The following is a 22,428-nucleotide window of genomic DNA, read 5'->3' on the forward strand; positions in this document are numbered from 1 at the left end:
GAAATATAAATTGTTGTACACTTCTACTTATACAAGCATCAATATAATTATACCAGTTTTGTAAAATTATCCATAAAATACACAAAAAAAAAAAATCCGTAAAGGCAAAGCCCTTACGGATTTTTTTACTTCATATCGGAAACGTTCAAACGGTTCACAGCACGTTGTAATGCCATTTCTGCACGTTTAAAGTCAACATGTGCTTGTTTATCTTGCAGACGTTGCTCAGCGCGACGCTTCGCTTCATTTGCACGATGGATATCGATATGGTTTGCTTCTTCAGCAGATGATGATAATACAGTCACTTTATCTGGACGAACTTCGATAAAGCCACCGCTTACTGCTACATAATCAGTGTGTCCACCATTTTTCAGACGAACTGCACTAATTTTTAATGGTGCAACAGTTGGAATGTGACCTGGTAAGATCCCCATTTCCCCACTCTCTGCTTTTACACTTACCATTTCTACTTCTTTTTCGTAAACCGGTCCATCAGGAGTTACAATACTGACTGGAAATGTCTTCATACTTCGTCCCTCCTAAGGCCTTACGCCATCATTTTCTTCGCGTTTTCAATAACTTCTTCAATGCCACCTACTAAGCGGAATGCATCTTCTGGAAGGTCATCATATTTTCCTTCTAGAATTTCTTTGAAACCACTAACTGTATTTTTTACAGGTACGTAAGAACCTTTTTGACCTGTAAACTGCTCAGCTACGTGGAAGTTTTGAGATAAGAAGAATTGAATACGACGAGCACGATGTACAACTAACTTATCTTCTTCAGATAACTCATCCATACCTAAGATAGCGATGATATCTTGAAGTTCTTTATAACGTTGTAAAGTTTGCTGTACTTGACGAGCTACTTCATAATGCTCTTCTCCTACGATTTCTGGAGAAAGTGCACGAGATGTAGATGCTAATGGATCTACGGCTGGGTAAATACCCATTTGCGTTAAACGACGCTCTAAGTTTGTTGTTGCATCTAAGTGAGCAAACGTTGTAGCTGGTGCTGGGTCAGTATAGTCATCGGCTGGTACATATACCGCTTGGATAGACGTGATAGACCCTTTATTTGTAGATGTAATACGCTCTTGTAATTGACCCATTTCTGTTGCAAGTGTTGGTTGGTAACCTACCGCAGATGGCATACGACCAAGAAGGGCAGATACTTCAGAACCCGCTTGCGTGAAACGGAAGATGTTATCGATGAACAGAAGTACGTCTTGTCCTTGCTCATCACGGAAATGCTCAGCCATTGTTAAACCTGTTAATGCAACACGTTGACGTGCTCCAGGTGGCTCGTTCATTTGTCCGAATACCATCGCAGTTTTCTTGATTACGCCAGAATCGCTCATTTCGTGGTATAAGTCATTACCCTCACGAGTACGCTCACCTACACCAGCGAATACAGAGATACCACCGTGCTCTTGTGCGATGTTATTGATTAACTCCTGAATTAATACTGTTTTACCTACGCCGGCACCACCGAATAGGCCGATCTTACCACCCTTAATGTAAGGAGCAAGTAAGTCTACTACTTTAATACCAGTTTCAAGAATTTCTACTTTAGTAGATAATTCTTCGAATGCAGGTGCTTGACGGTGAATTGGATCACGGTGTACATCCGCAGGAAGTTCACCATCTAAGTCAATTGCATCACCTAATACGTTGAATACACGTCCAAGTGTTGCATCACCAACTGGTACAGAGATTGCTTTACCAGTATCTTCTACTTCTGTGCCACGAACAAGTCCATCTGTGGAAGACATCGCAACTGTACGAACTGTATCATCACCTAAATGAAGTGCAACTTCAAATGTTAAGTTCATGCTTCCGTTTTCGTTGCTTTGTTTTACCGTAAGGGCATTGTAGATTTCTGGTAGCTTTCCGCCATCAAACTTAACGTCTACAACCGGACCCATGATTTGCGTAACGCGCCCTTTATTCATCGGGTTCCCTCCTAGCTTTCTTTTAATTAGCTACCTCTATCAGAGAAGTTAGCTTTTAATTTTTTATTAGTTTAGCTTACGCGACTCTCCTGAAAGAGCCGCTTCCGCCTTTTATTGAATCTATCTCCAGCGGTTAGAATGTTCGGTGGCTTCGCTTTTTCCTACGAGGCACAAATCGCCTCTACGTCAAAAGCTCCATCCCCCTCTCATTCTGAACGAACCGCTTCCGCTTTTTAATACTATTCTAACGCTGCTGCTCCACCAACGATTTCCGTAATTTCTTGCGTAATCGCTGCCTGACGCGCACGGTTGAATGAAAGTGTAAGTGAATCGATAACTTCCATTGCGTTGTCTGTAGCACTCTTCATTGCTGTCATACGCGCTGCGTGCTCACTTGCTTTACCGTCTAGTAATGCACCGTACACTAAGCTTTCTGCGTATTGTGGCAATAGTACTTTTAAAATTTCTTCTTCAGAAGGTTCGAATTCATAAGCTGTCGTCGGTTTGTCAGACGCCACATCAGTAAGCGGTAAAATTTTATTTTCCGTTACCTCTTGTGAAATTTTACTTACGTAATGGTTGTAGTAAATGTACAGCTCATCATAAGCACCATCTGCGAACATCGCAATTGCTCGAGAAGCAAGGTCTTTAATATCAGTAAATGATGGGTGGTCAGATAATCCAACTACTTCATCAATAATGTTAAAGCCGCGACGTTTTAAATAATCACGTCCTAGTCGTCCAAGCACAATAATAGAATATTGGTTTGAATCCATATTATGACGTTCACGAATTACGTTACTTACTGTACGTAATACGTTACTGTTATAACCACCTGCTAGTCCGCGATCAGACGTAATAACGATGTATCCTGTACGCTTTACAGGACGCGCATTTAGCATTGGATGATTAATCCCTTTGCTTCCTTGCGCAATGCTCGCTACTACTTCTTGAATCTTTTCCATATACGGAACGAAAGATTTAGCATTTTGCTCTGCACGGTTTAACTTAGATGCAGATACCATCTCCATCGCTTTCGTAATTTGACTCGTTTTCTTTGTCGAGTTAATCTTCGCTTTTATATCGCGTAAAGATGCCACAGGTTTTCACCACCTTTTTTCCGGAAGTTGGCACGATTAGTAAGAATCCTCTTCCTAATCTACGTTGCAAGATATTCTTGCTCATGATTGAAGGAAAAGAATAGGTGCACCTACTCTTTTCCTTTACATGACCTTTAGCAATCTCAGAGCCCGAGATGCCTTTTATATATACTATCTAGCTCCAGCGGCTTGAATGTTCGGTGGCTTCACTTCTTCCTACGAGGCAAACACCGCCTCTTCGTCAGAAGCTCCATCCCCCTCACATTCAGAACGAGCCGCTTCCACTTTTATTAATCTAGTTCCGCCTCCTAGCCCCTTTCGTCTAAGAACCTTCCCCACAAGAAGGTAAAAAGCACCTTCTGTGAGAAAGAACCTTAGCCGATGGGGCTGAACAGTCGGCTTCACTTTTTATTATTATTCAGAAGCTACGAATACTTTTTTAAATCCATTGATTGCTGCTGCAAATTTGTCGTCATCCGCAAGTTTCTTAGTTGTGCGGATTTCTTCTAATAAGTCAGTCGCATTAGAATCTAACCAAGCATGGAATTCTTCTTCAAAACGAGTGATATCTACTACTGGGATATCATCTAGGAATCCACGTGTTAAAGCGTAAAGAATGATAACTTGTTTCTCTACACGTAACGGTTTGTGTAATCCTTGTTTTAATACCTCAACAGTACGAGCACCACGGTTTAATTTCGCTTGAGTTGCTTTATCAAGGTCAGAACCGAACTGAGCGAACGCTTCTAACTCACGGTAAGATGCAAGGTCAAGACGAAGTGTACCTGATACTTTACTCATTGCTTTAATCTGAGCAGATCCACCTACACGAGATACAGAAGTACCCGCATCGATCGCTGGACGTACGCCAGAGAAGAATAGGTCAGATTGTAAGAAGATTTGTCCATCCGTAATAGAAATTACGTTTGTTGGGATGTATGCTGATACGTCCCCTGCTTGTGTTTCGATGAAAGGTAGTGCAGTTAAAGAACCGCCGCCTTTTGCATCACTTAATTTTGCTGCACGCTCTAATAAGCGAGAATGTAAGTAGAATACATCCCCTGGGTAAGCTTCACGACCTGGAGGACGACGTAATAGTAATGACAGCTCACGGTAAGCCGCTGCTTGTTTTGATAAGTCATCATATACTACTAATACGTGTTTACCATTGTACATGAACTCTTCACCCATTGTTACACCAGCATAAGGAGCTAGGTATAATAATGGAGCTGGTTGAGAAGCAGATGCAGTTACAACGATTGTGTATTCTAATGCACCGTGCTTACGTAGTGTTTCTACTACGTTACGTACAGTTGATTCTTTTTGTCCAATTGCTACGTAGATACAAATCATGTCTTCATCTTTTTGGTTAATGATTGTATCAAGTGCAACTGCTGTTTTACCAGTTTGACGGTCACCAATGATTAACTCACGTTGACCACGGCCAATTGGTACAAGAGCATCGATCGCTTTAATACCTGTTTGAAGTGGCTCATGAACAGATTTACGATCCATTACACCTGGTGCTGGACTTTCGATTGGACGAGTGTTTGTTGTATTGATTGGGCCTAAACCATCAACTGGTTGACCTAATGGGTTTACAACACGACCAATTAGTTCTTTTCCTACTGGTACTTGCATGATGCGACCAGTACGACGAACTTCGTCACCTTCACGGATTTCTGTGTAAGGTCCTAAAATGATAATACCTACGTTGTTTTCCTCTAAGTTTTGTGCTAGTCCCATAACGCCGTTAGAGAACTCTACAAGTTCACCAGCCATAACGTTATCAAGACCATGAGCACGCGCGATACCGTCACCAACTTGGATAACTGTACCAACATCACTAACTTCGATTTCAGACTGATAGTTCTCGATTTGTTGCTTTATCAGTGCGCTAATTTCTTCAGCTCTGATGCTCATGTGCTTCACCCCTATCTATTCTTCATTAATTCACGCTGAATACGTGCTAATTTTCCTTGTAAACTTCCGTCATAAATGCGATTTCCAATACGTACTTTAATTCCGCCTAGTAAATCTTCATCTACAACATTTTTCACGCGAATTGCATCTTTTCCCGTTCTCTTTGCAAATGCTTCAGCAATGTTAAGCTTCTCTTCTTCTGATAGAAGACGAGTAGAATATACAGTTGCATCCGCTACGTTACGTTCTTCATTAGCAAGAACAACATATTCATCTGCAATTTCAGGTAAGATATCAATGCGTTTGTTATCAATTAAAATATATAACGTATTTAAAATAGATTCAGAAACAGATCCGAATACGTTTGCAAGAAACGTTTTCTTTTGTTCCTTTGAAATGTTCGGTTGCGTTAAAAAGCTATGTAGTTCTCCGTTCTTTACATAAACGTTTTGTACAAGGCGTAATTCCTCTTCAAACATTTCTAATACGTGTTTTTCTTTTGCAATTTTAAAAAGAGCGACAGCATAACGTTTTGCTACAATCCCATTGCTCATCGCGCTTCTCCTACTTCTTTAATATAATCGCGAATTAACTTCACTTGATCTTCTTCTTTTAACTCTTTTTCAATTACTTTAGAAGCAATTTGAACAGATAAAGAAGCAACTTGTTCTTGTAAAGCAGCAATTGCTTGCTCTTTTTCGCGTTGAATTTCTTGTACAGCAGATGCTTTAATTGATTCTGCTTCTTCTTTCGCAGCAGCAACAATAACATCTTTTTGATCTACAGCTTGCTTTTTCGCTCTTTCGATTAACTCTTGTGCTTCAACACGTGATTGTTTTAACATTTCACGTTGTTCTTCTACTAATTTCTTCGCCTCAGCATTACTTCTTTCTGCAGCGTCGATTTCATTAGTAACATGCTCTTCACGTTCTTTCATAATTCCCATTAAAGGACCCCACGCAAATTTGCGTAGCATTACTAATAGAAGTAAGAAAATGAACAATGTATAAGCAATCGTTCCAAATGGAATGGCAGCACCTAATAATAAAGTTGGCACAAGGATTCACTCCCTTCAAAATATCTAAATTGATCATATGAAAAAAAAAGACATACGTTTCATTCATAAAGCAATGGCGAAGAAAGTTCGGAAAAACACTCTTCGCCATCTATGTAAGGGGAGTCTCCCTTATTTGTTCATTACGATGAATGCAATAACTACACCGATGATTGGAAGTGCCTCAACTAAAGCAACCCCGATGAACATAATTGTTTGAAGTGCGCCTTTTAATTCTGGTTGACGAGCAACACCTTCGATTGTACGTGATACGATAAGACCGTTACCAATACCTGCACCTAATGCTGATAAACCAATTGCAATTGCAGCTGCGATTACACCTAAACTCATTTAATTTGTCCTCCTTTGTATTATAAAAAAATAAATTTTTTCTTACTTAAATTATATTAATGGTCATGGCTTACTTTATGAGCCATATAAACCATCGTTAACATAACGAAAATAAATGCTTGGATTGATCCAACGAATACACTGAATCCCATCCATGCTAACATTGGTACAAGCGCACCTAATGCCCCAAGGACTGATGCTCCGCCCAACTTAGCAAGTAATCCTAATAAGATCTCACCTGCATAAATGTTACCAAATAAACGAAGACCTAACGTTAATGTGTTAGCAAACTCCTCAATAACCTTTAATGGGAATAAGAATTTCATAGGTTGGAAATAACCTTTTACGTACTCTTTCGTACCCTTCATCTTAATTCCATAATAATGGGTGAGGGTAACTACCATCACGGCTAATGTTAATGTAACTGCTGGATCAGACGTTGGTGATCTCCACCATGCAATATGTTCGCCAGCTTCAGTTGCTGAATACATGAATGGTAAACCAAGGAAGTTCGATACGATGATAAACATGATAAGCGTAACGCCAAGCGTTAAGAAACGTCCACCTGTTTTCCAGTCCATCGTACTATTGATAATCCCTTTCACGAAGTCAAACACCCATTCCATGAAGTTTTGCATCCCGGTTGGGCGAAGAGCTAAGCTGCGAGTTCCGATAACAGCGATTAAGAAAACAATAACTGCTGCTACAGTAACCATCATAACTGATGACAAATCGAACGTTAAACCTAGAAATTCAACTAATTTACCGTGTTCCACTAGTAATTCACCTCTCTTCCCTGCTCTTATACTCTAAATAAAGAAAATCTATGATCATGACAAGGTATCCTGTCAGCAATCCTACACCTAGGCCCCACATCGCGATTAACTCTTGATATTTGGCTGCAAATAAAATTAATAACCCAATCGTGGCGAATCTTGAATATGTACTTACCGCTGTTGCCTTGAACTTCACGTTTTCTCCATTTGTTACGCGATCTAGCAGCTTGTCTGTTCTACGTGCAATGATGCGCAAACTAAGAAAACTGAAAATCGTCCCGATAATCAGTCCAAGAAATACATCCTTGTAAGAGGTAAATCCCCATCCTAGCACTAGAAGCGCAAGCAAGTAGTACATATATTTCTTTTGTCTTTGGACAAGTCCATGTACGTCTATCATCATTGCTCTCCCGAATAGTAATGTCGAATGAGTCGAATCATTGCGTATACCCCTGTTCCTAGTCCGAGTAATAACCCTATAATAAGAAACAACGGAAACGTTCCAACCTTATTATCAATCCACTGCCCACCAAAGATTCCAACAAGAATAGAACCGACTAATTGAGCAAGAATACCTGACATTAAAGCATAAGCTTTTATATGGCTGCGATCGTTTTTTTGCAAGGATTCATCCCTCCAATATGTAACCCTCATTCACGATGTGTTAATAATAACTCATTTTTTTGCATAAATCCTATACAAAACAAAAATTTTACATTTTCGTCACGGAATAGATGTAATTTTGTCACTGAAAGCCCTACCATCTATCCCCGTTGTTAGCATACAATAGGGTATTAACAGTGTCAACGAGAAATCGTAAAAAATCTAAAAATTTGAGTATTAGGCATTTCCTCCCAAAAATGAAAACGTTCCCCTTCTAAATACTGGTTACATATATGCAATTTCTAACAGTTTTCTCTTTATAATAGAAGGAAATGTTCACAAGTTTGTCACTATTATATTTTCGAGATATAACGCTTTTCTTCCATAATATAGTGTTCCTCAGACGTAAGACTTCTATATTATATGTGAGGTGTATGCAACTTATGTTGTATATACGATGTATATTTATCCTCTCCCCTCCTCTACTTGCTTACAGCAAAAAAGACGAGCTGGGGAATCTCCCCTGCTCGTCAGTTGTCTTACTTCGTTCCGAATAAACGGTCACCAGCATCACCAAGACCTGGTACTACATATCCGTGGTCATTTAATTTCTCATCTAATGCTGCTACATAAATATCAACATCAGGATGTTCTTCTTGTACTACTTTTACCCCTTCTGGAGCTGCAACGATACACATTAATTTAATTTGTTTCGCACCGCGCTTTTTCAGAGAGTTAATTGCTTCAGCCGCAGAACCACCTGTTGCTAGCATCGGATCTAGTACGATAAAGTCACGCTCTTCTACATCCGTTGGAAGTTTCACATAGTATTCTACCGGTTGCAATGTTTTAGGGTCACGGTATAAACCAACGTGTCCTACTTTTGCTGCTGGAATTAATTTCAGAATTCCATCAACCATTCCTAAACCTGCACGTAAAATCGGAATTAAACCAAGTTTTTTACCAGCGATCACTTTTGTTGTCGCTTTGCTTACAGGTGTTTCAATTTCAATGTCCTTAAGTGGAAGGTCGCGAGTAATTTCGAAAGCCATTAAGCTTGCTACTTCGTCCACTAATTCACGAAAATCTTTCGTACCTGTATTCTTATCGCGAATATATGTAATCTTATGTTGAATTAACGGGTGATCAAATACATACAGTTTTCCCATGTGAATCTCTCCTTTAGATGATATTCATGCGTTTGCACGCTTTTTTACACTATTTACGATTGTAAAGAAAACGCTACTAATATTCAAGGGCAAATTTGGCAAAATCATGATTTTACAATGAATCTATCTAGTATCTTTACCAATTATGGGAGCTGTATCCTTCATTATATCGCCAAAATTTATTCATCATTTGTATACATACTTTAAAAATAATATATGTCCAAAAAAAAGACCGCCAAAACAATTAAGTCTCGGCAGTCTTCTTCAATCTATTATAGATTTGGATACATTGGGAATTTGCTAGTTAACGCTTCTACACGCTTACGTACTTCTTCTAACGCAGCTTCATTTTCATGATTTTTTAATGTATAAGCAATAAGTGACGCAATTTCATCCATTTCTTCTAAACCAAAACCACGAGATGTTACAGCTGCTGTACCGATACGTACACCACTTGTTACAAATGGGCTTGCTGTTTCAAATGGAATTGTATTTTTGTTCACTGTAATACCAACTTCATCTAATACGTGCTCTGCTACTTTACCTGTGATTTCTAAGTTACGAACATCAATCAAGATTAAGTGATTGTCTGTTCCGCCAGAAACAAGTGTAAGTCCTTCTTTTTGAAGACCTTCAGCTAAGCGGTTCGCATTGTTAATGATATTTTGTGCATATGTTTTGAAATCATCTTGAAGTGCTTCACCAAATGCAACAGCTTTTGCAGCGATTACGTGCATAAGTGGACCACCTTGAATACCAGGGAAGATTGATTTATCAATTTGTTTTGCAAATTGCTCTTCACATAAAATCATACCACCACGCGGACCACGTAACGTTTTATGTGTTGTCGTTGTAACGAAATGTGCATGTGGTACTGGATTTGGATGTAAACCAGCAGCTACTAAACCTGCGATATGTGCCATATCAACCATTAAATAAGCGCCCACTTCATCTGCAATCTCACGGAATCGCTTGAAATCGATAACACGAGGGTATGCACTTGCACCTGCAACGATTAATTTTGGTTTATGTTCTTTCGCTTTTGCTAATACATCATCGTAATTAATACGGTGAGAGTCAGCATCCACGCCATATTCTACGAAATTATATTGTACTCCACTGAAGTTAACAGGGCTTCCGTGTGTTAAGTGACCACCATGAGATAAGTTCATACCAAGTACTGTATCGCCTTGCTCTAAAATCGTGAAGTATACTGCCATGTTCGCTTGTGCACCAGAGTGTGGTTGAACATTTACGTGCTCTGCGCCGAAAATTTCTTTCACGCGATCACGTGCGATATCTTCTACTACGTCTACGTGTTCACAGCCACCATAGTAACGTTTTCCAGGATATCCTTCAGCATACTTATTCGTTAAAACAGAACCTTGTGCCTCCATTACTGCTTCACTTACGAAGTTTTCCGAAGCAATTAACTCAATCTTTGAACGCTGTCTTCCTAGTTCTGCCTCAATTGCAGCAAATACCTTTTCATCTTGACGTTTTAAATGATCCACCAAAATCCCCCTTTTCTGAACGAATTACATCGATTCCCAACAGTTTTTTCTTATTTATTCAGAAAAAACGAAAATTCAGGTTGTAATTCTTTCGAACCTTCATGTTTTCAACTACATTCTAACATGACTTTCTATATCATAAAAGAAAAAAAAGACCGAAAATCGGTCTTTTCTTTCTTCTATTATAAAGTCAGACAACATACCTTTTACCTTATGATAAACAGGTACTATATGACTTCCTAATTTCTCATATTTAACGGCAAGTGGTAGTCTCTTCCACTGCCGCATAGACAGCACGTGCTCCACCAATTAGTTTTCCACGTGTTTTGGCCATCGTTACATGCGCACTTCCAATTTCCTTCACACTTGTACGAACCGGAACAGCTACATGCTTTAAATGCATACCGATAAATGTATCACCAATATCCATTCCTGCATCAGCTTTAATAAACTCAACTACTACCGGATCTTTCAAATTGTGATACGCGTATGTCCCCAATGCACCACCTGCTGATCTAACAGGCGTAACTGTTACAATTTCAAATTGATATTTTATCGCTACTTCTCTCTCAACTACTAAAGCACGGTTTAAATGCTCACAACATTGAAACGCTAATTCAATACCTGTTTGCTCTTGAAATTGTTTTAACTCAGAGAAAATCGCCTCTGCTACTTCCATCGTTCCTGATGTTCCAATTCTTTCGCCTAGCACTTCGCTCGTGCTACAACCCACTACAAAAACTTGACCGCTTTGTAATGAAGCTTGTTCTTGGAAATCAGAAAGCGACATTTGTAGCTGTTCTCTTACCTTTACGATTTCTGTCATTACGCCTCTTCCTTTCACAGGTTGGTTCACCAAATTATATTTCACACTACTGATAGTTAGAATCTATTACTTTGTTTCGTATGTTTTAATTTTTCCTACGCGGTTTTCGTGACGACCACCTTCATAATCAGTTGTTAACCAGATTTTCGCGATATCACGCGCTAAACCAGCACCAATTACACGCTCGCCCATTGCTAGCATGTTAGTGTCATTATGCTCTCTCGTCGCTTTCGCGCTGAAAGTATCATGAACTAACGCACAACGGATACCATTTACTTTGTTTGCTGCGATTGACATACCAATGCCTGTCCCACAAACTAAAATACCACGATCTACTTCACCATTCGCTACCATTTCAGCTGCTGGAAACGCAAAGTCAGGGTAATCAACAGAACCAGCTTCACATTCACAACCTAAATCAATATATTCAATATTTAACTCTTCTAATAAACTTACAAGTTCTTTGCGGATATTCATACCGCCGTGATCAGATGCTATTACTACTTTCATTTTTACCCCTCCAAAGTTTCAATCAATTATCTTCATTTCACACTCGCTACCTCATATAGGAAGAAGTGATCTCCAATATCGTATTATACACGAAACATCAACCTACTGAATGTTTTTTCAGTAAAGTTTGTACAAGTTTTTCCATCTCATCTAACGTTTCTTTATAAATAGAAAGCGAGCCTCCAAATGGATCTGAAATGTCCTTGCCTATACCTTCAGTTAATCCATATAACGTATTTAATTTCTTTTCAACGCTCGGATAATGCCCAAGTACAATTTGCTTATGGTTTTCTGTCATCGTTACGACAATATCAGCCCAATCAAGCAAAGTTTCATTTACTTGCTGCGCCGCATGATCAATTGAAATTCCTTTTTCAGCTAAAGCTTCCTTCGCATGTACCGATGCATCGCTCCCAGGATAGGCGAAAACACCAGCAGATTGCACTTCAAACTTATCTCCTCCGTGATGACGAAGCAACGCCTCAGCCATTGGACTACGACATGTATTGCCAGTACAAACAAATAACACTCGTTTCATTCAAACCCACCCCTATATTCGATTTCTTATCATTCATCATAACTTACATTAGAATAGAACAAAAGAAATGTGAATATACAAAAGGCGCATTTCTCTTATATTTTTTCTAAGAAAAATGCGCCTTATCCACATATATGTGAAACCCTATTTCCAAGTGCCTAGAGTATTTTAACATACATACTGAACACGCAACAAAAATAAGGAATCCATTTCATACGAAACGGATTCCTCTTATATTGCAATTATTTCATTGTAACTTTCATTACTTCTGTTGAACCTTTTGTAGCTGCTACGCCTACAGTTGTCTTAATAGACTCAGCTGCATCTGTGTTTGTAATAACAATTGGAGTAATTGTGCTTTTCGCTTTTTCACGGATTAATTCTAAGTCGAATGAGATTAATTTATCTCCAGCTTTTACAGCTTGGCCTTCAGAAACGTGAGCTTCGAAACCTTCGCCTTCCATTTTTACAGTTTCTAATCCAACGTGGATTAAAATTTCTGTACCGTTTTTCGCTTTAATTCCGATAGCATGTTTTGTGTGGAATAATTGTACGATTTCACCATCAACTGGAGATACAACTACACCTTCAGTAGGATCGATTGCAACACCGTCACCCATCATACGACCAGCAAATACTGGATCTGGTACTTCTTCAATATTTTTCACTGCTCCAGTTAATGGAGCTACGATTGTTTCTTCATTTGTTTTTGAACCAAGACCGAATAATTTTTTAAACATAGGATAGTCCTCCTTATAATTTACCTAAAAGTTTATAGGGCAATCCCTAGTAAAACTCGGGATACATGTAAGACTTCATACTTCGAATATTATACTGTAAAAACGCTTTCGAAATAAATTATGTCATTACTAATAGACTCTTATTGTAGCGCTTCACAAAATTCCAGTCAATTCTGATTGTCTGAATAACAATTAGAAGTTAACTTCTATTTATATTTTCTCTTTTTTTGCCCGACTTGTCTAGAGGTCTTTACTACATTTTATTTTTTGTTGTTAATTTGTAAAATTTAATTCAAACTTTTTTCAAAATCTACTTGACTATAGTAAGTAACTATTTTATTATTACTTACGTAAGGTAAGTTAATAACTTTTAGGAGGTTTTTAAAAATGATGGATTTCGGTCTACTTATTATTCGTCTTATTATAGGAATTACATTCATGGGTCATGGCGCTCAAAAATTATTTGGTTGGTTCGGCGGTTACGGTTTAAAAGGAACAGGTGGCTGGATGGAGTCAATCGGTTTACGTCCTGGTGTATTTATGGCATTTATGGCTGGCGCAACTGAATTACTAGGTGGTTTCTTATTCGCATCAGGTATTTTCATTGTAGTTGGTTCATTATTTATCGTTGGAACAATGTTAATGGCTATCTTCACTGTTCACGGAAAAAATGGTTACTGGGTAACACAAAACGGATATGAATATAACTTAATGTTAATCGCTGTTGCTGTTGGTGTAGCTTTAATCGGACCTGGCGCATACGTTTTACTTTAATTTTTATCTCAAATTTGAGATTCTTGAAAAAGAACTTACTTCATTACAATTGAAGTAAGTTCTTTTTATGAAACAAAATATTATTTCCAGCAGGATTTTCTCATCGTTATCTTGTAAACAAACAATAAGTATTCATATTTAGAAAGGGGATTACAAGCATGTTATCCATTAATCCAAATGAACAAACTGAAAAAGATAATTACAAATTACTTACTGGAAGTATCATCCCTCGCCCTGTCGCATTCGTTACTTCTGTAACAAAAGAAGGTGTACTAAACGGAGCACCATATAGTTATTTCAATATTGTCGCTGCTAATCCACCACTTATCTCAGTATCTGTACAACGAAAAGCAGGAGAAAGAAAGGACACTTCCCGAAACGCAATTGAAAAAGGAGAATTTGTCGTACATATTTCTGACGAATCATATGTAGCAGCAATTAATGAAACAGCAGCTAATCTCCCGCCAAATGAAAGTGAAATTGAACTAGCAAAACTAACACCAATCGAAAGTGAAGTCATCTCTGTTCCAGGTGTAAAAGAAGCAAATATTCGAATGGAATGCGTATTAGAACGTGCAATTCCACTTGGCGGAACGGAAGACTCACCAGCTTGTGATCTACTAATTGGACGCGTCGTTCGTTTCCACGTTGCCGAACATCTATATGAAAAAGGGCGCATTCACGCCGAAGGACTCAAACCAATAAGCCGCCTAGCAGGACACAACTATGCAAAATTAGGAGAACAATTTGAATTAGTTAGGCCAATCTAAAAGCGGAAGTGGCTCGCTCAGAATCGCAGGGCATTGGAGCTCTCGACCTTGAAGCGCTTTTTGCTTCATGCGAGAGAGCGAAATGACCGGAGATTCTAGCCGCTGAAGCTGGATAATATCTAAAAGTGGAAGTGGCCCGTTTAGCTCTGACCAGCTAAGGTTCTCTCGCACAAAAGGTGCTTTTTACCTTTCGTGCGGGAGGTTCTTAGATGCGAAGAGCTGGCCACTGGAACTGGATAATATCTAAAAGCGAAAGCGGCTCGCTCAGAATGGGAGGGGGATGGAGCTTCTTCCTGCGAGGCGCTTTTTGCCTCGCAGGAAGAAGCGAAGCCACCGACCATTCTAGCCGCTGGAGCTAGATATATCTAAAAGCGGAAGCGGCTCGCTCAGAATCGCAGGGCACTTCAAGCTCTCGACCTTGAAGCGCTTTTTGCTTCATGCGAAGAGCTAGCCGCTGGAACTGGATATATTTAAAAGCAATGGGGCTAGATTCCTCCCATCACTCAAATATAAAATCCCCTGCTTTTTAGCAGGGGATTTTATCATTGTAATTCTTCCTTCTTTTCCTCTAAAGTAGGCATTTTCTCTTTTTTCGGCTTCCCTAGCTTAATTACGAAGAAGTATAGGGAAAGCAATGTAATAAGAAAAACAATTAAAAACGGGTACGGAGAGTAAAAGGCACGCGCCGCCTCAGTCTTTCCCGCAACAAATTTCAATGACTCAATATCTAAAAACTCAGCAAACATTTGTACACCGAGCATACTAAACCAAAAAACAAAAAAACTAATAATAATACCAAAAACTTGCTTCAATCTCGTCATTCATCTCATCCTTTCTATATCTGTAATTTTTAGCGTAATAAATATAGTACAAACAAAATATTCACAGAAAGGAACTATCTCACCATTCACGAATTAACTTAATCCAACCTAACATCGAAATTTGCAAAATAATACCCCAAATTATAAGTCTTCTTAGCCATCGAGGAAAGAAGGTTAAAAATTTAACATACCATTCCAATAGCTTGTTCATAATTCCCTCCTACATAAAATTATATAGGAAAAAGGATATATAATCCAAACCCAACCAAAATGATACCACCTACTATCTCACCGTATGTACCGAGCATATCTTTCGCATGTCTCCCAATTAATAAACCAATCCACGCTAATAACATGCTAACAAATCCAAACAGTAAAATCGTAATAATTGTCTGTGCCCCATAAATACCAAGACTAAGCCCTACTGAGAAACTATCTATACTGACGCCAAATGCAAATACGAATAAACTAATTCCAATAGGGGCAGTTCTAGTCTCTTCATTTTGTAAAATGGTCGAATATACAATATAAAACCCTAGTCCGATTAATAAAATAGCACCCGCAAAATGTGCGATATCTCCATATTTCTCTGATAAAAAACGACCTAGTACCATTCCTATAAACGGCATAATAATATGAAATATCCCTATCGTCATACCAATATACAGGATTTGTCTTAACTTTAGGGGCATCATCCCCATACCAAGACTCACCGAGAACGCATCCATCCCTAAGGCGAATGCCATAATTATTAAAGGTATTAGCTGTTCAAACGTCATTCATGCCCCTCCTTGGACGTGCTACTTCACAATATGCTTATCCAAGGAGAAATATTCTGTTTGCTAATCTTACCTTATCATTCAATAATAATATGATGTCCTGCCGCTTTTGTTAAACGATTCATAATTGCATTCCCTATTCCTTCATTAGGGAATGACTCACTAAAAATAACATCCACTTCACTTGCATCAAATGTTCTAAGTACATCATATAATTTAGTCGCAACGCTAGCTAAGTCACTTCTAACACCACAAGATAATATAACATCTGCACTATATACATACTGGTACTCTTCTGTCGTTAATACGCCTACTTTAAATCCTTCTTTCTTCTTCTCATCCACCAGATGCTGAATAAACTCACGTGAGCCCTCAACAATACTAAGTGGTGCTTTCGGCGCATAATGTGTGTATTTCATTCCAGGCGATTTCGGTTTTTCCTTCTCATCCTTTAAAGCTGGATCTAAAGAAACAGTACCTATCACCGCTTCTAATTGTTCTTTCGTAATCCCACCTGGACGTAATATTGTTGGAACCGTGCTTGTACAATCAATTACAGTTGATTCAACGCCTACTCCAGTTGCACCACCATCAACAATACCTGCAATCTTCCCATTCAAATCTTCATATACGTGAGAAGCTAATGTTGGACTTGGACGCCCTGAACGATTCGCACTTGGTGCCGCAACAGGTACATTCGCCTCTTCAATAAGAGCAAGTGCAATTGGATGATCAGGCATTCTTACTCCAACCGTATTAAGTCCTGCCGTCACCTTCTCTGAAATTCCTTCTTTTCTCGGCAAAATAATTGTTAATGGTCCTGGCCAAAAATGCGCCATTAACTTCTCTGCAACTGGTGGAATTTCTTTCACAATCCCATCTAACTGAGATTTTGTACCTATGTGGACAATGAGTGGATTATCACTCGGTCTTCCTTTCGCTTCGAAAATTTTCGCGATTGCTTCATCATCCATCGCGTTTGCCCCTAACCCATATACTGTTTCCGTAGGGAAAGCAACCGCCTCATTTTCTCTTAATAATTTTGCTGCTTCTTGTAACTGTGGATAATATTTTTTTCTTTCCACAACATTATCCACAACCCACATATTTGTATGCATTTTTTTCCACGTCCTTTTCTAGCCTTAAATACTTGTCTATTTTTAGTTTACTATGAGATTTATCCAAAAGACAAACAAGGTTTATCCACAAAATGTGGATAAACCTAATTAATCCGTGGATAACTTTGTGAATAGCTGACAATTTAGTATTATTGCATTCTGCTCTTTTATATTTTTACAAAAATGTTCTAGCTGTTGAATTCCCTCTGGAACCTCATCCTTTTCTATAGTAAAAAAGTCAAAGAACTGAAAGATCGGTACAGATTGTGGATGATTTGTTAGTAAGTACAATTGTTGAACACTTTTTTCTTTCATATACTGCAAAAACATTTCAAAAAAATATAAGAAAGTCTGTTTATCCACATGAGGTGTGAATAAACAAGAACGAATAAGTACATCTTCCCCACTTTGTTCATAACCAATTACAGCTCGTATTTCTTCCGCCTCTTCCAAAATCATAAATTGTGCGTACAACTCATTTATTTTATCATCTTTTTTATTAGCTTGTCCGAAAAAAGAATGTAATCTTTCCACATCTGCTTTCGTAGCAAAATACACTTTCTTCATAATAAATCCCTCCTCATTTTTATATATGAGGAGGGATTTATTAATAGTACTATTTAGAGAATAAAGATGTAAAAGCTTCTACAATAAACAATTTAACTTCTGGCTTTTTTTCTTCCTCTTCTACTTTTACATACTCATTTTGCTTTTCTTGTTTTTTCTCCACAGGTTTCTCCACTTTTTCCACATTTTTTGTTTCTTCTTTACTTACAGGCTGCTCTTCGACTTTTGCTTCATTTTTCACTACTTTCTTTTCAGAAGCTGTTACTTTTTTTACTGCTTCCCGCTTTACAACTTTCGTTTCTTTTACCTTACCCACTTTATTCTCTTCTGTATCTACTACTTCCTCATCTAGTTGTACCTGCTCCTCTTCAGGAGATTCCGCCTTCACAACGTGCTCTTCTTTTCTTACAGCTGTCCCGCTCGAAAAATCTAAGAAACACATCGGTGGAAATAATACACACCACCAGTTTGCCCCTTCACCTTCCCCAATTGTAATTAAGACTGCTTCATATTCCCCTGCCGGATAAATAAAATTCCCATATACCTTTGTAGGAAACTTTACATTCTTACTAAATTTCACTTGAAATGAATCTTCACTTCCTTCTCTTTTTAACGTATTTTCCACCGTTTTCTCGATTTCTGGAATATGACTTTGAATTACTTTGCGTGCCTCTTCAAATGAAGTTAAATCCGCTACCCATCCATCAATTTGTGCTTTTACTTCATCACGCACTTTACGCTTCAATGCCTGGTCTTTATCTGAATCACTATTTGCTAAAATTCTTAATCGAACGGCCTCTTTCGGAATAACTGAAGGCCCTTTCGCATCAGCTTTCATATATCCAAACTGCACAAGTAACTGTGCACCAATTAATAGTATAAGAAGATAAGCAATAACTTGTTTTTTCATTTCCTCCACCGTCCCTTCTACAAACAGTGTGGACAGACTTTCATCTTTCTAAACTATTAAATTCAAAATCTATATGAATTTTCCCACAAAAAAATAGAGTAAGGTGTGAACCTTACTCCATCTCTGCAAATACCATACGATCTTTTCCGTTAATATCGAAAACAACCTCAACATGAGCATGTGGAAAAGCTTGTTGTAACAATCTTTTTACATCCTCACCTTGTCCTACTCCAATTTCAAACGCCACAATCGCTTTCTTCTGCAACACATTCGGCAATTCTTCCATAAAACGGCGATAGAAATCTAATCCGTCTTCACCACCAACAAGTGCTCTCTTCGGCTCATGCTCTTTCACAACAGGAGAAAGACCACGCCAATCCTCTTCCGGTATATATGGAGGATTTGAAACAACAACATCTAGCTTTTGACCCGTTTTATGAAATGGTGACAATAAATCACCGTGATAGAACGTTACTTCTGCACCTAAAGCTTTTGCATTTTCTTTTGCAACTTCAATCGACTCTTGTGCAATATCTACTGTATACACATGAAGATTTTTATTTTCTAAAGCAAGCGTAATAGAAATCGCTCCACTACCTGTACCTATATCTGCTACATGTAGTTTCTCATCACCAAAATGGCGCTCGATTCTTTCTAATACTCCCACTATAAGCTCTTCTGTTTCCGGCCTTGGTATTAATACTTCTTCATTCACAAAGAAAGACCGTCCATAAAACATTTCATAACCAATCATATATTGAATAGGAATACCTTCTACATGCTTATGGATAAACTCCGTAAAGCTTTTCTCTTGTTCCTCAGTTATTTCTTCACGCATATTCATAAGTAATCCTGTTCTGTTCACCTTTAATACATGACAAAGGACAATTTCTCCCGCATTTTCATCTCGTCCATTTTCCTGTAAAAAAGAAGAAGCCCATTTCAGGGCTTCATAGACACGCATTACTCAGCTGCCTCCATCTTTTGAGCCTGATCTTCCATCACTAAGGCATTGATGAAATCATCTAACTTACCTTGTAAGATTTGATCTAGCTTTTGAATCGTTAAACCGATTCGATGGTCTGTAACACGGTTTTGCGGGAAGTTATACGTACGAATACGCTCTGAACGATCTCCCGTACCAACAGCTTGTTTACGGTTTTGATCATACTCAGCTTGCGCTTCTTGTCTAAACTTATCATAAACACGTGCGCGTAATACTTTCATCGCTTTTTCTTTATTCTTGATCTGTGATTTCTCATCCTGACAAGATACAACTACACCAGTCGGTAAATGCGTTAAACGCACCGCTGACATCGTTGTATTAACGCTCTGTCCACCAGGTCCACTAGAAGCGAATGTATCAACACGAACATCTTTCTCATGAATATCAATTTCTACTTCTTCTGCCTCTGGTAATACAGCTACAGTTGCTGTAGATGTATGAATACGTCCACCAGATTCCGTTTCAGGAACACGTTGTACACGGTGAGCACCATTCTCGAATTTCAGCTTCGCGAAAGCACCTTTACCATTAATCATAAAGATAATCTCTTTATATCCACCTAACTCTGTATAGCTAGCCTCAATAATCTCCGTTTTCCAGCCCTGTACCTCAGCGTAACGGCTATACATACGGTATAAGTCACCAGCAAATAAAGCTGCCTCGTCTCCACCAGCAGCTCCACGAACCTCAACGATAACGTTCTTATCATCATTAGGGTCTTTTGGAACAAGTAAAATTTTCAGACGCTCTGATAATGTTTTATCTTGTGATTCTAACTCAGAAACTTCTTCTTTTACCATTTCACGCATTTCTGCGTCTAACTTATCTTCTAACATTGCTTTCGCATCTTTTAATTGCTCACGAACATCCTTATACTCACGATACACCTCTACCGTTTCCTGTATATCAGACTGTTCCTTTGAATATTCACGAAGCTTATTTGAATCACTAATAATCGCTGGATCACTTAACAATTCATTTAACTTCTCATAACGATTTTCTACAGCTTGCAAACGATCTAACACATCATTCACCTCTACATCCTAGTATCTAATACAAATAGTATATGGTACTTACTCAAAAAAACGCAAATTATATTTAAAAGTGGTGGTGGCTTGTTCAGCTCTGACCAGCTAAGGTTCTTTCGACCTAAAGGTGCTTTTTACCTTTCGGGCGGAAGGTTCTTAGATGCGAAGAGCTAGCCACCAGAACTAGATATATTTAAAAGCGCAAGCGGCTCGCTCAGAATCGCAGGCCATTGGAGCTCTCGACCTTGAAGCGCTTTTTGCTTCGAGCGAGAGAGCGAAATGGCCGGAGATTCTAGCCGCTGGAGCTAGATAATATATTTAAAAGTGGTGGTGGCTTGTTCAGCTCTGACCAACTAAGGTTCTTTCGACCTAAAGGTGCTTTTTACCTTTCGGGCGGAAGGTTCTTAGATGCGAAGAGCTAGCCACCGGAACTAGATATATTTAAAAGCGCAAGCGGCTCAAACCGCTCATTCTCTCTATTTTGAAAAAAACCCGCCTTGCGCAGCGAGTTTTACTTATCTTTGTTTGCAGGTACTGCATGACAATGACGACAACGTGGTTCATACGATTCTGAAGCTCCAACTAAAATAATTGGATCATCAAATGCCGCTGGTTCTCCATCAATTAATCGTTGTGTACGACTTGCTGGAGATCCACATACAGAACATACTGCTTGTAGTTTTGTCACATGTTCAGCAATCGCCATCAGCTGAGGAACTTGTCCAAATGGTAGACCACGGAAATCTTGGTCTAAACCAGCTACAATGACACGATAGCCACGATTTGCCAATACTTGCACCACTTCCACAATGTCCCCATCAAAAAATTGCACCTCATCGATTGCAATAACATCCAGCTCTTCTGTAATATGTTCAAATATATCCTTTGAAGCTGAAACAGGAACTGCTTTTACCTTTAATCCGTTATGTGATACAACATCTTCTTCACTATATCGATTATCAATACATGGTTTAAATACAATTGCATGTTGTTTTGCAAATTGCGTACGGCGCACACGGCGGATTAGCTCTTCTGACTTGCCAGAAAACATACTACCGCAAATCACTTCAATCCAGCCATTTTGATTTATTAAGTACATGAAGCTCTCCTTTCATCTACTTTTCAGTTAAAAGTAGGGTAAAGGTATAATATTTTCGCAAAAAAAACAGACAAGCGAATACATACACTTGCCTGTTTTATGTTTTTATTACTTAAGACCGTATTTCTTATTGAAGCGGTCAACGCGTCCGTCTGCAGTAGCAAACTTCTGACGTCCAGTGTAGAATGGGTGAGAATCAGAACTGATCTCAACTTTTAGTAATGGATAAGTGTTACCATCTTCCCACTCAACAGTTTCGTTAGATCCTTTAGTAGATCCGCTTAAGAATTTGAAGCCTGTGTTTGTGTCCATGAATACAACTTTCTTGTAATCTGGGTGAATTCCTGCTTTCATTCTTTTCATCTCCTTCCGCCCTGAATCATTTTCGAAACAGAGTTTTTCATCTTCAGCTGCATACACAACTATATTGATGAAACACATATGATGAAATTATAACAAGGCTAACTTCATTTTGCAACTACCTGTTTTTGTCTTTTG

29 protein-coding genes are annotated in these 22,428 nt (G+C 38.7%); 2 read left to right on the plus strand and 27 right to left on the minus strand.

Annotation, left to right across the window (positions count from 1 at the left end; genetic code table 11):
• Positions 1-125 precede the first annotated feature (125 nt).
• The 17 genes from atpC to NST90_RS25245 all read right to left on the minus strand — a co-directional run bounded on the left by atpC (position 126) and on the right by NST90_RS25245 (position 13,058).
• Positions 126-527 carry a F0F1 ATP synthase subunit epsilon gene (atpC, locus tag NST90_RS25165; RefSeq protein ID WP_000847211.1) on the minus strand — a complete coding sequence of 134 codons (402 nt, stop codon included), beginning with the start codon at positions 525-527 and terminating at the stop codon, positions 126-128.
• Positions 528-547: 20 nt separating this feature from the next.
• Positions 548-1,954 carry a F0F1 ATP synthase subunit beta gene (gene atpD / locus NST90_RS25170; RefSeq protein WP_001032595.1) on the minus strand — a complete coding sequence of 469 codons (1,407 nt, stop codon included), beginning with the start codon at positions 1,952-1,954 and terminating at the stop codon, positions 548-550.
• 239 nt (positions 1,955-2,193) lie between these two features.
• Complete coding sequence (atpG, locus tag NST90_RS25175; protein WP_000157696.1) at positions 2,194-3,054, minus strand: F0F1 ATP synthase subunit gamma; 861 nt, start codon at positions 3,052-3,054, stop codon at positions 2,194-2,196.
• 414 nt (positions 3,055-3,468) lie between these two features.
• Entirely contained in the window at positions 3,469-4,977 is a 1,509-nt protein-coding gene (atpA, locus tag NST90_RS25180) for a F0F1 ATP synthase subunit alpha (RefSeq protein WP_000027518.1), read from the minus strand.
• 11 nt (positions 4,978-4,988) lie between these two features.
• Positions 4,989-5,531, minus strand: coding sequence for a F0F1 ATP synthase subunit delta (gene atpH, locus NST90_RS25185; RefSeq protein WP_000064683.1), 543 nt, complete (start codon positions 5,529-5,531; stop codon positions 4,989-4,991).
• Complete coding sequence (gene atpF / locus NST90_RS25190) at positions 5,528-6,034, minus strand: F0F1 ATP synthase subunit B (RefSeq protein ID WP_001142618.1); 507 nt, start codon at positions 6,032-6,034, stop codon at positions 5,528-5,530. Before atpF ends, atpH begins: the two co-directional genes overlap by 4 nt.
• Positions 6,035-6,163: 129 nt before the next feature.
• Positions 6,164-6,382 (minus strand): F0F1 ATP synthase subunit C, encoded by a 219-nt coding sequence (gene atpE / locus NST90_RS25195; RefSeq protein ID WP_000052064.1) that lies wholly within the window; start codon positions 6,380-6,382, stop codon positions 6,164-6,166.
• 56 nt (positions 6,383-6,438) lie between these two features.
• Entirely contained in the window at positions 6,439-7,158 is a 720-nt protein-coding gene (gene atpB, locus NST90_RS25200; RefSeq protein ID WP_000399871.1) for a F0F1 ATP synthase subunit A, read from the minus strand.
• Positions 7,159-7,165: 7 nt separating this feature from the next.
• The gene (locus NST90_RS25205; protein ID WP_000567600.1) at positions 7,166-7,558 is read right to left on the minus strand and encodes an ATP synthase subunit I; all 393 of its coding nucleotides are present in this window, start codon (positions 7,556-7,558) and stop codon (positions 7,166-7,168) included.
• On the minus strand, positions 7,558-7,782 hold the full coding sequence (locus NST90_RS25210; protein WP_001171223.1) for an AtpZ/AtpI family protein: 225 nt from the start codon (positions 7,780-7,782) through the stop codon (positions 7,558-7,560). Before NST90_RS25210 ends, NST90_RS25205 begins: the two co-directional genes overlap by 1 nt.
• Positions 7,783-7,808: 26 nt before the next feature.
• A complete protein-coding gene (locus NST90_RS25215) occupies positions 7,809-7,922 on the minus strand; it encodes a DUF4024 domain-containing protein (protein ID WP_283748284.1) in 114 nt (37 codons plus the stop codon).
• Positions 7,923-8,300: 378 nt separating this feature from the next.
• A complete protein-coding gene (gene upp / locus NST90_RS25220) occupies positions 8,301-8,930 on the minus strand; it encodes a uracil phosphoribosyltransferase (protein ID WP_000517539.1) in 630 nt (209 codons plus the stop codon).
• 272 nt (positions 8,931-9,202) lie between these two features.
• Positions 9,203-10,444: a serine hydroxymethyltransferase gene (gene glyA, locus NST90_RS25225; RefSeq protein WP_000349806.1), complete on the minus strand. Its 1,242-nt coding sequence runs from the start codon at positions 10,442-10,444 to the stop codon at positions 9,203-9,205.
• Between the two features lie 253 nt (positions 10,445-10,697).
• Complete coding sequence (locus tag NST90_RS25230) at positions 10,698-11,270, minus strand: TIGR01440 family protein (protein WP_000136386.1); 573 nt, start codon at positions 11,268-11,270, stop codon at positions 10,698-10,700.
• Between the two features lie 66 nt (positions 11,271-11,336).
• Positions 11,337-11,780 carry a ribose 5-phosphate isomerase B gene (gene rpiB / locus NST90_RS25235; RefSeq protein ID WP_000869542.1) on the minus strand — a complete coding sequence of 148 codons (444 nt, stop codon included), beginning with the start codon at positions 11,778-11,780 and terminating at the stop codon, positions 11,337-11,339.
• Between the two features lie 97 nt (positions 11,781-11,877).
• Positions 11,878-12,318 (minus strand): low molecular weight protein arginine phosphatase, encoded by a 441-nt coding sequence (locus NST90_RS25240; RefSeq protein WP_000832373.1) that lies wholly within the window; start codon positions 12,316-12,318, stop codon positions 11,878-11,880.
• A gap of 242 nt (positions 12,319-12,560) precedes the next feature.
• Positions 12,561-13,058, minus strand: a complete 498-nt coding sequence (locus tag NST90_RS25245) for a PTS glucose transporter subunit IIA (protein ID WP_000473665.1) — start codon at positions 13,056-13,058, stop codon at positions 12,561-12,563.
• Between the two features lie 387 nt (positions 13,059-13,445).
• On the opposite strand from NST90_RS25245, the gene NST90_RS25250 reads away from it, so the two are divergent.
• Together NST90_RS25250 and NST90_RS25255 are read left to right on the plus strand one after the other, a co-directional pair.
• Positions 13,446-13,832: a DoxX family protein gene (locus tag NST90_RS25250; RefSeq protein WP_000968616.1), complete on the plus strand. Its 387-nt coding sequence runs from the start codon at positions 13,446-13,448 to the stop codon at positions 13,830-13,832.
• A 158-nt stretch (positions 13,833-13,990) separates the two neighbouring features.
• Entirely contained in the window at positions 13,991-14,602 is a 612-nt protein-coding gene (locus tag NST90_RS25255; protein WP_000949054.1) for a flavin reductase family protein, read from the plus strand.
• Positions 14,603-15,144: 542 nt separating this feature from the next.
• Here NST90_RS25255 and NST90_RS25260 read toward each other — a convergent pair.
• The 10 genes from NST90_RS25260 to NST90_RS25305 all read right to left on the minus strand — a co-directional run bounded on the left by NST90_RS25260 (position 15,145) and on the right by NST90_RS25305 (position 22,284).
• Positions 15,145-15,423, minus strand: a complete 279-nt coding sequence (locus tag NST90_RS25260) for a DUF3935 domain-containing protein (protein ID WP_000197472.1) — start codon at positions 15,421-15,423, stop codon at positions 15,145-15,147.
• A 79-nt stretch (positions 15,424-15,502) separates the two neighbouring features.
• A complete protein-coding gene (locus tag NST90_RS25265; RefSeq protein ID WP_001037634.1) occupies positions 15,503-15,634 on the minus strand; it encodes a hypothetical protein in 132 nt (43 codons plus the stop codon).
• Positions 15,635-15,653: 19 nt separating this feature from the next.
• Positions 15,654-16,202 (minus strand): manganese efflux pump MntP family protein, encoded by a 549-nt coding sequence (locus tag NST90_RS25270; protein WP_000142475.1) that lies wholly within the window; start codon positions 16,200-16,202, stop codon positions 15,654-15,656.
• Between the two features lie 77 nt (positions 16,203-16,279).
• Complete coding sequence (locus tag NST90_RS25275) at positions 16,280-17,320, minus strand: L-threonylcarbamoyladenylate synthase (protein WP_000557354.1); 1,041 nt, start codon at positions 17,318-17,320, stop codon at positions 16,280-16,282.
• Positions 17,321-17,428: 108 nt separating this feature from the next.
• Positions 17,429-17,887 carry a mechanosensitive ion channel protein gene (locus NST90_RS25280; protein WP_000758437.1) on the minus strand — a complete coding sequence of 153 codons (459 nt, stop codon included), beginning with the start codon at positions 17,885-17,887 and terminating at the stop codon, positions 17,429-17,431.
• Between the two features lie 49 nt (positions 17,888-17,936).
• Positions 17,937-18,797, minus strand: coding sequence for a stage II sporulation protein R (gene spoIIR, locus NST90_RS25285; RefSeq protein WP_025709670.1), 861 nt, complete (start codon positions 18,795-18,797; stop codon positions 17,937-17,939).
• A 112-nt stretch (positions 18,798-18,909) separates the two neighbouring features.
• Positions 18,910-19,761, minus strand: a complete 852-nt coding sequence (prmC, locus tag NST90_RS25290) for a peptide chain release factor N(5)-glutamine methyltransferase (RefSeq protein WP_001267065.1) — start codon at positions 19,759-19,761, stop codon at positions 18,910-18,912.
• Positions 19,761-20,828 (minus strand): peptide chain release factor 1, encoded by a 1,068-nt coding sequence (gene prfA / locus NST90_RS25295; protein ID WP_000887064.1) that lies wholly within the window; start codon positions 20,826-20,828, stop codon positions 19,761-19,763. The genes prmC and prfA overlap by 1 nt, the downstream gene beginning before the upstream one ends.
• A 514-nt stretch (positions 20,829-21,342) precedes the next feature.
• Complete coding sequence (locus NST90_RS25300) at positions 21,343-21,930, minus strand: thymidine kinase (RefSeq protein ID WP_000280859.1); 588 nt, start codon at positions 21,928-21,930, stop codon at positions 21,343-21,345.
• 108 nt (positions 21,931-22,038) lie between these two features.
• A complete protein-coding gene (locus NST90_RS25305) occupies positions 22,039-22,284 on the minus strand; it encodes a type B 50S ribosomal protein L31 (protein ID WP_000643433.1) in 246 nt (81 codons plus the stop codon).
• Between the last annotated feature and the right edge of the window lie 144 nt (positions 22,285-22,428).

The organism is Bacillus sp. FSL E2-8900, from assembly GCF_037966225.1.
Classification (GTDB): domain Bacteria; phylum Bacillota; class Bacilli; order Bacillales; family Bacillaceae_G; genus Bacillus_A; species Bacillus_A cereus.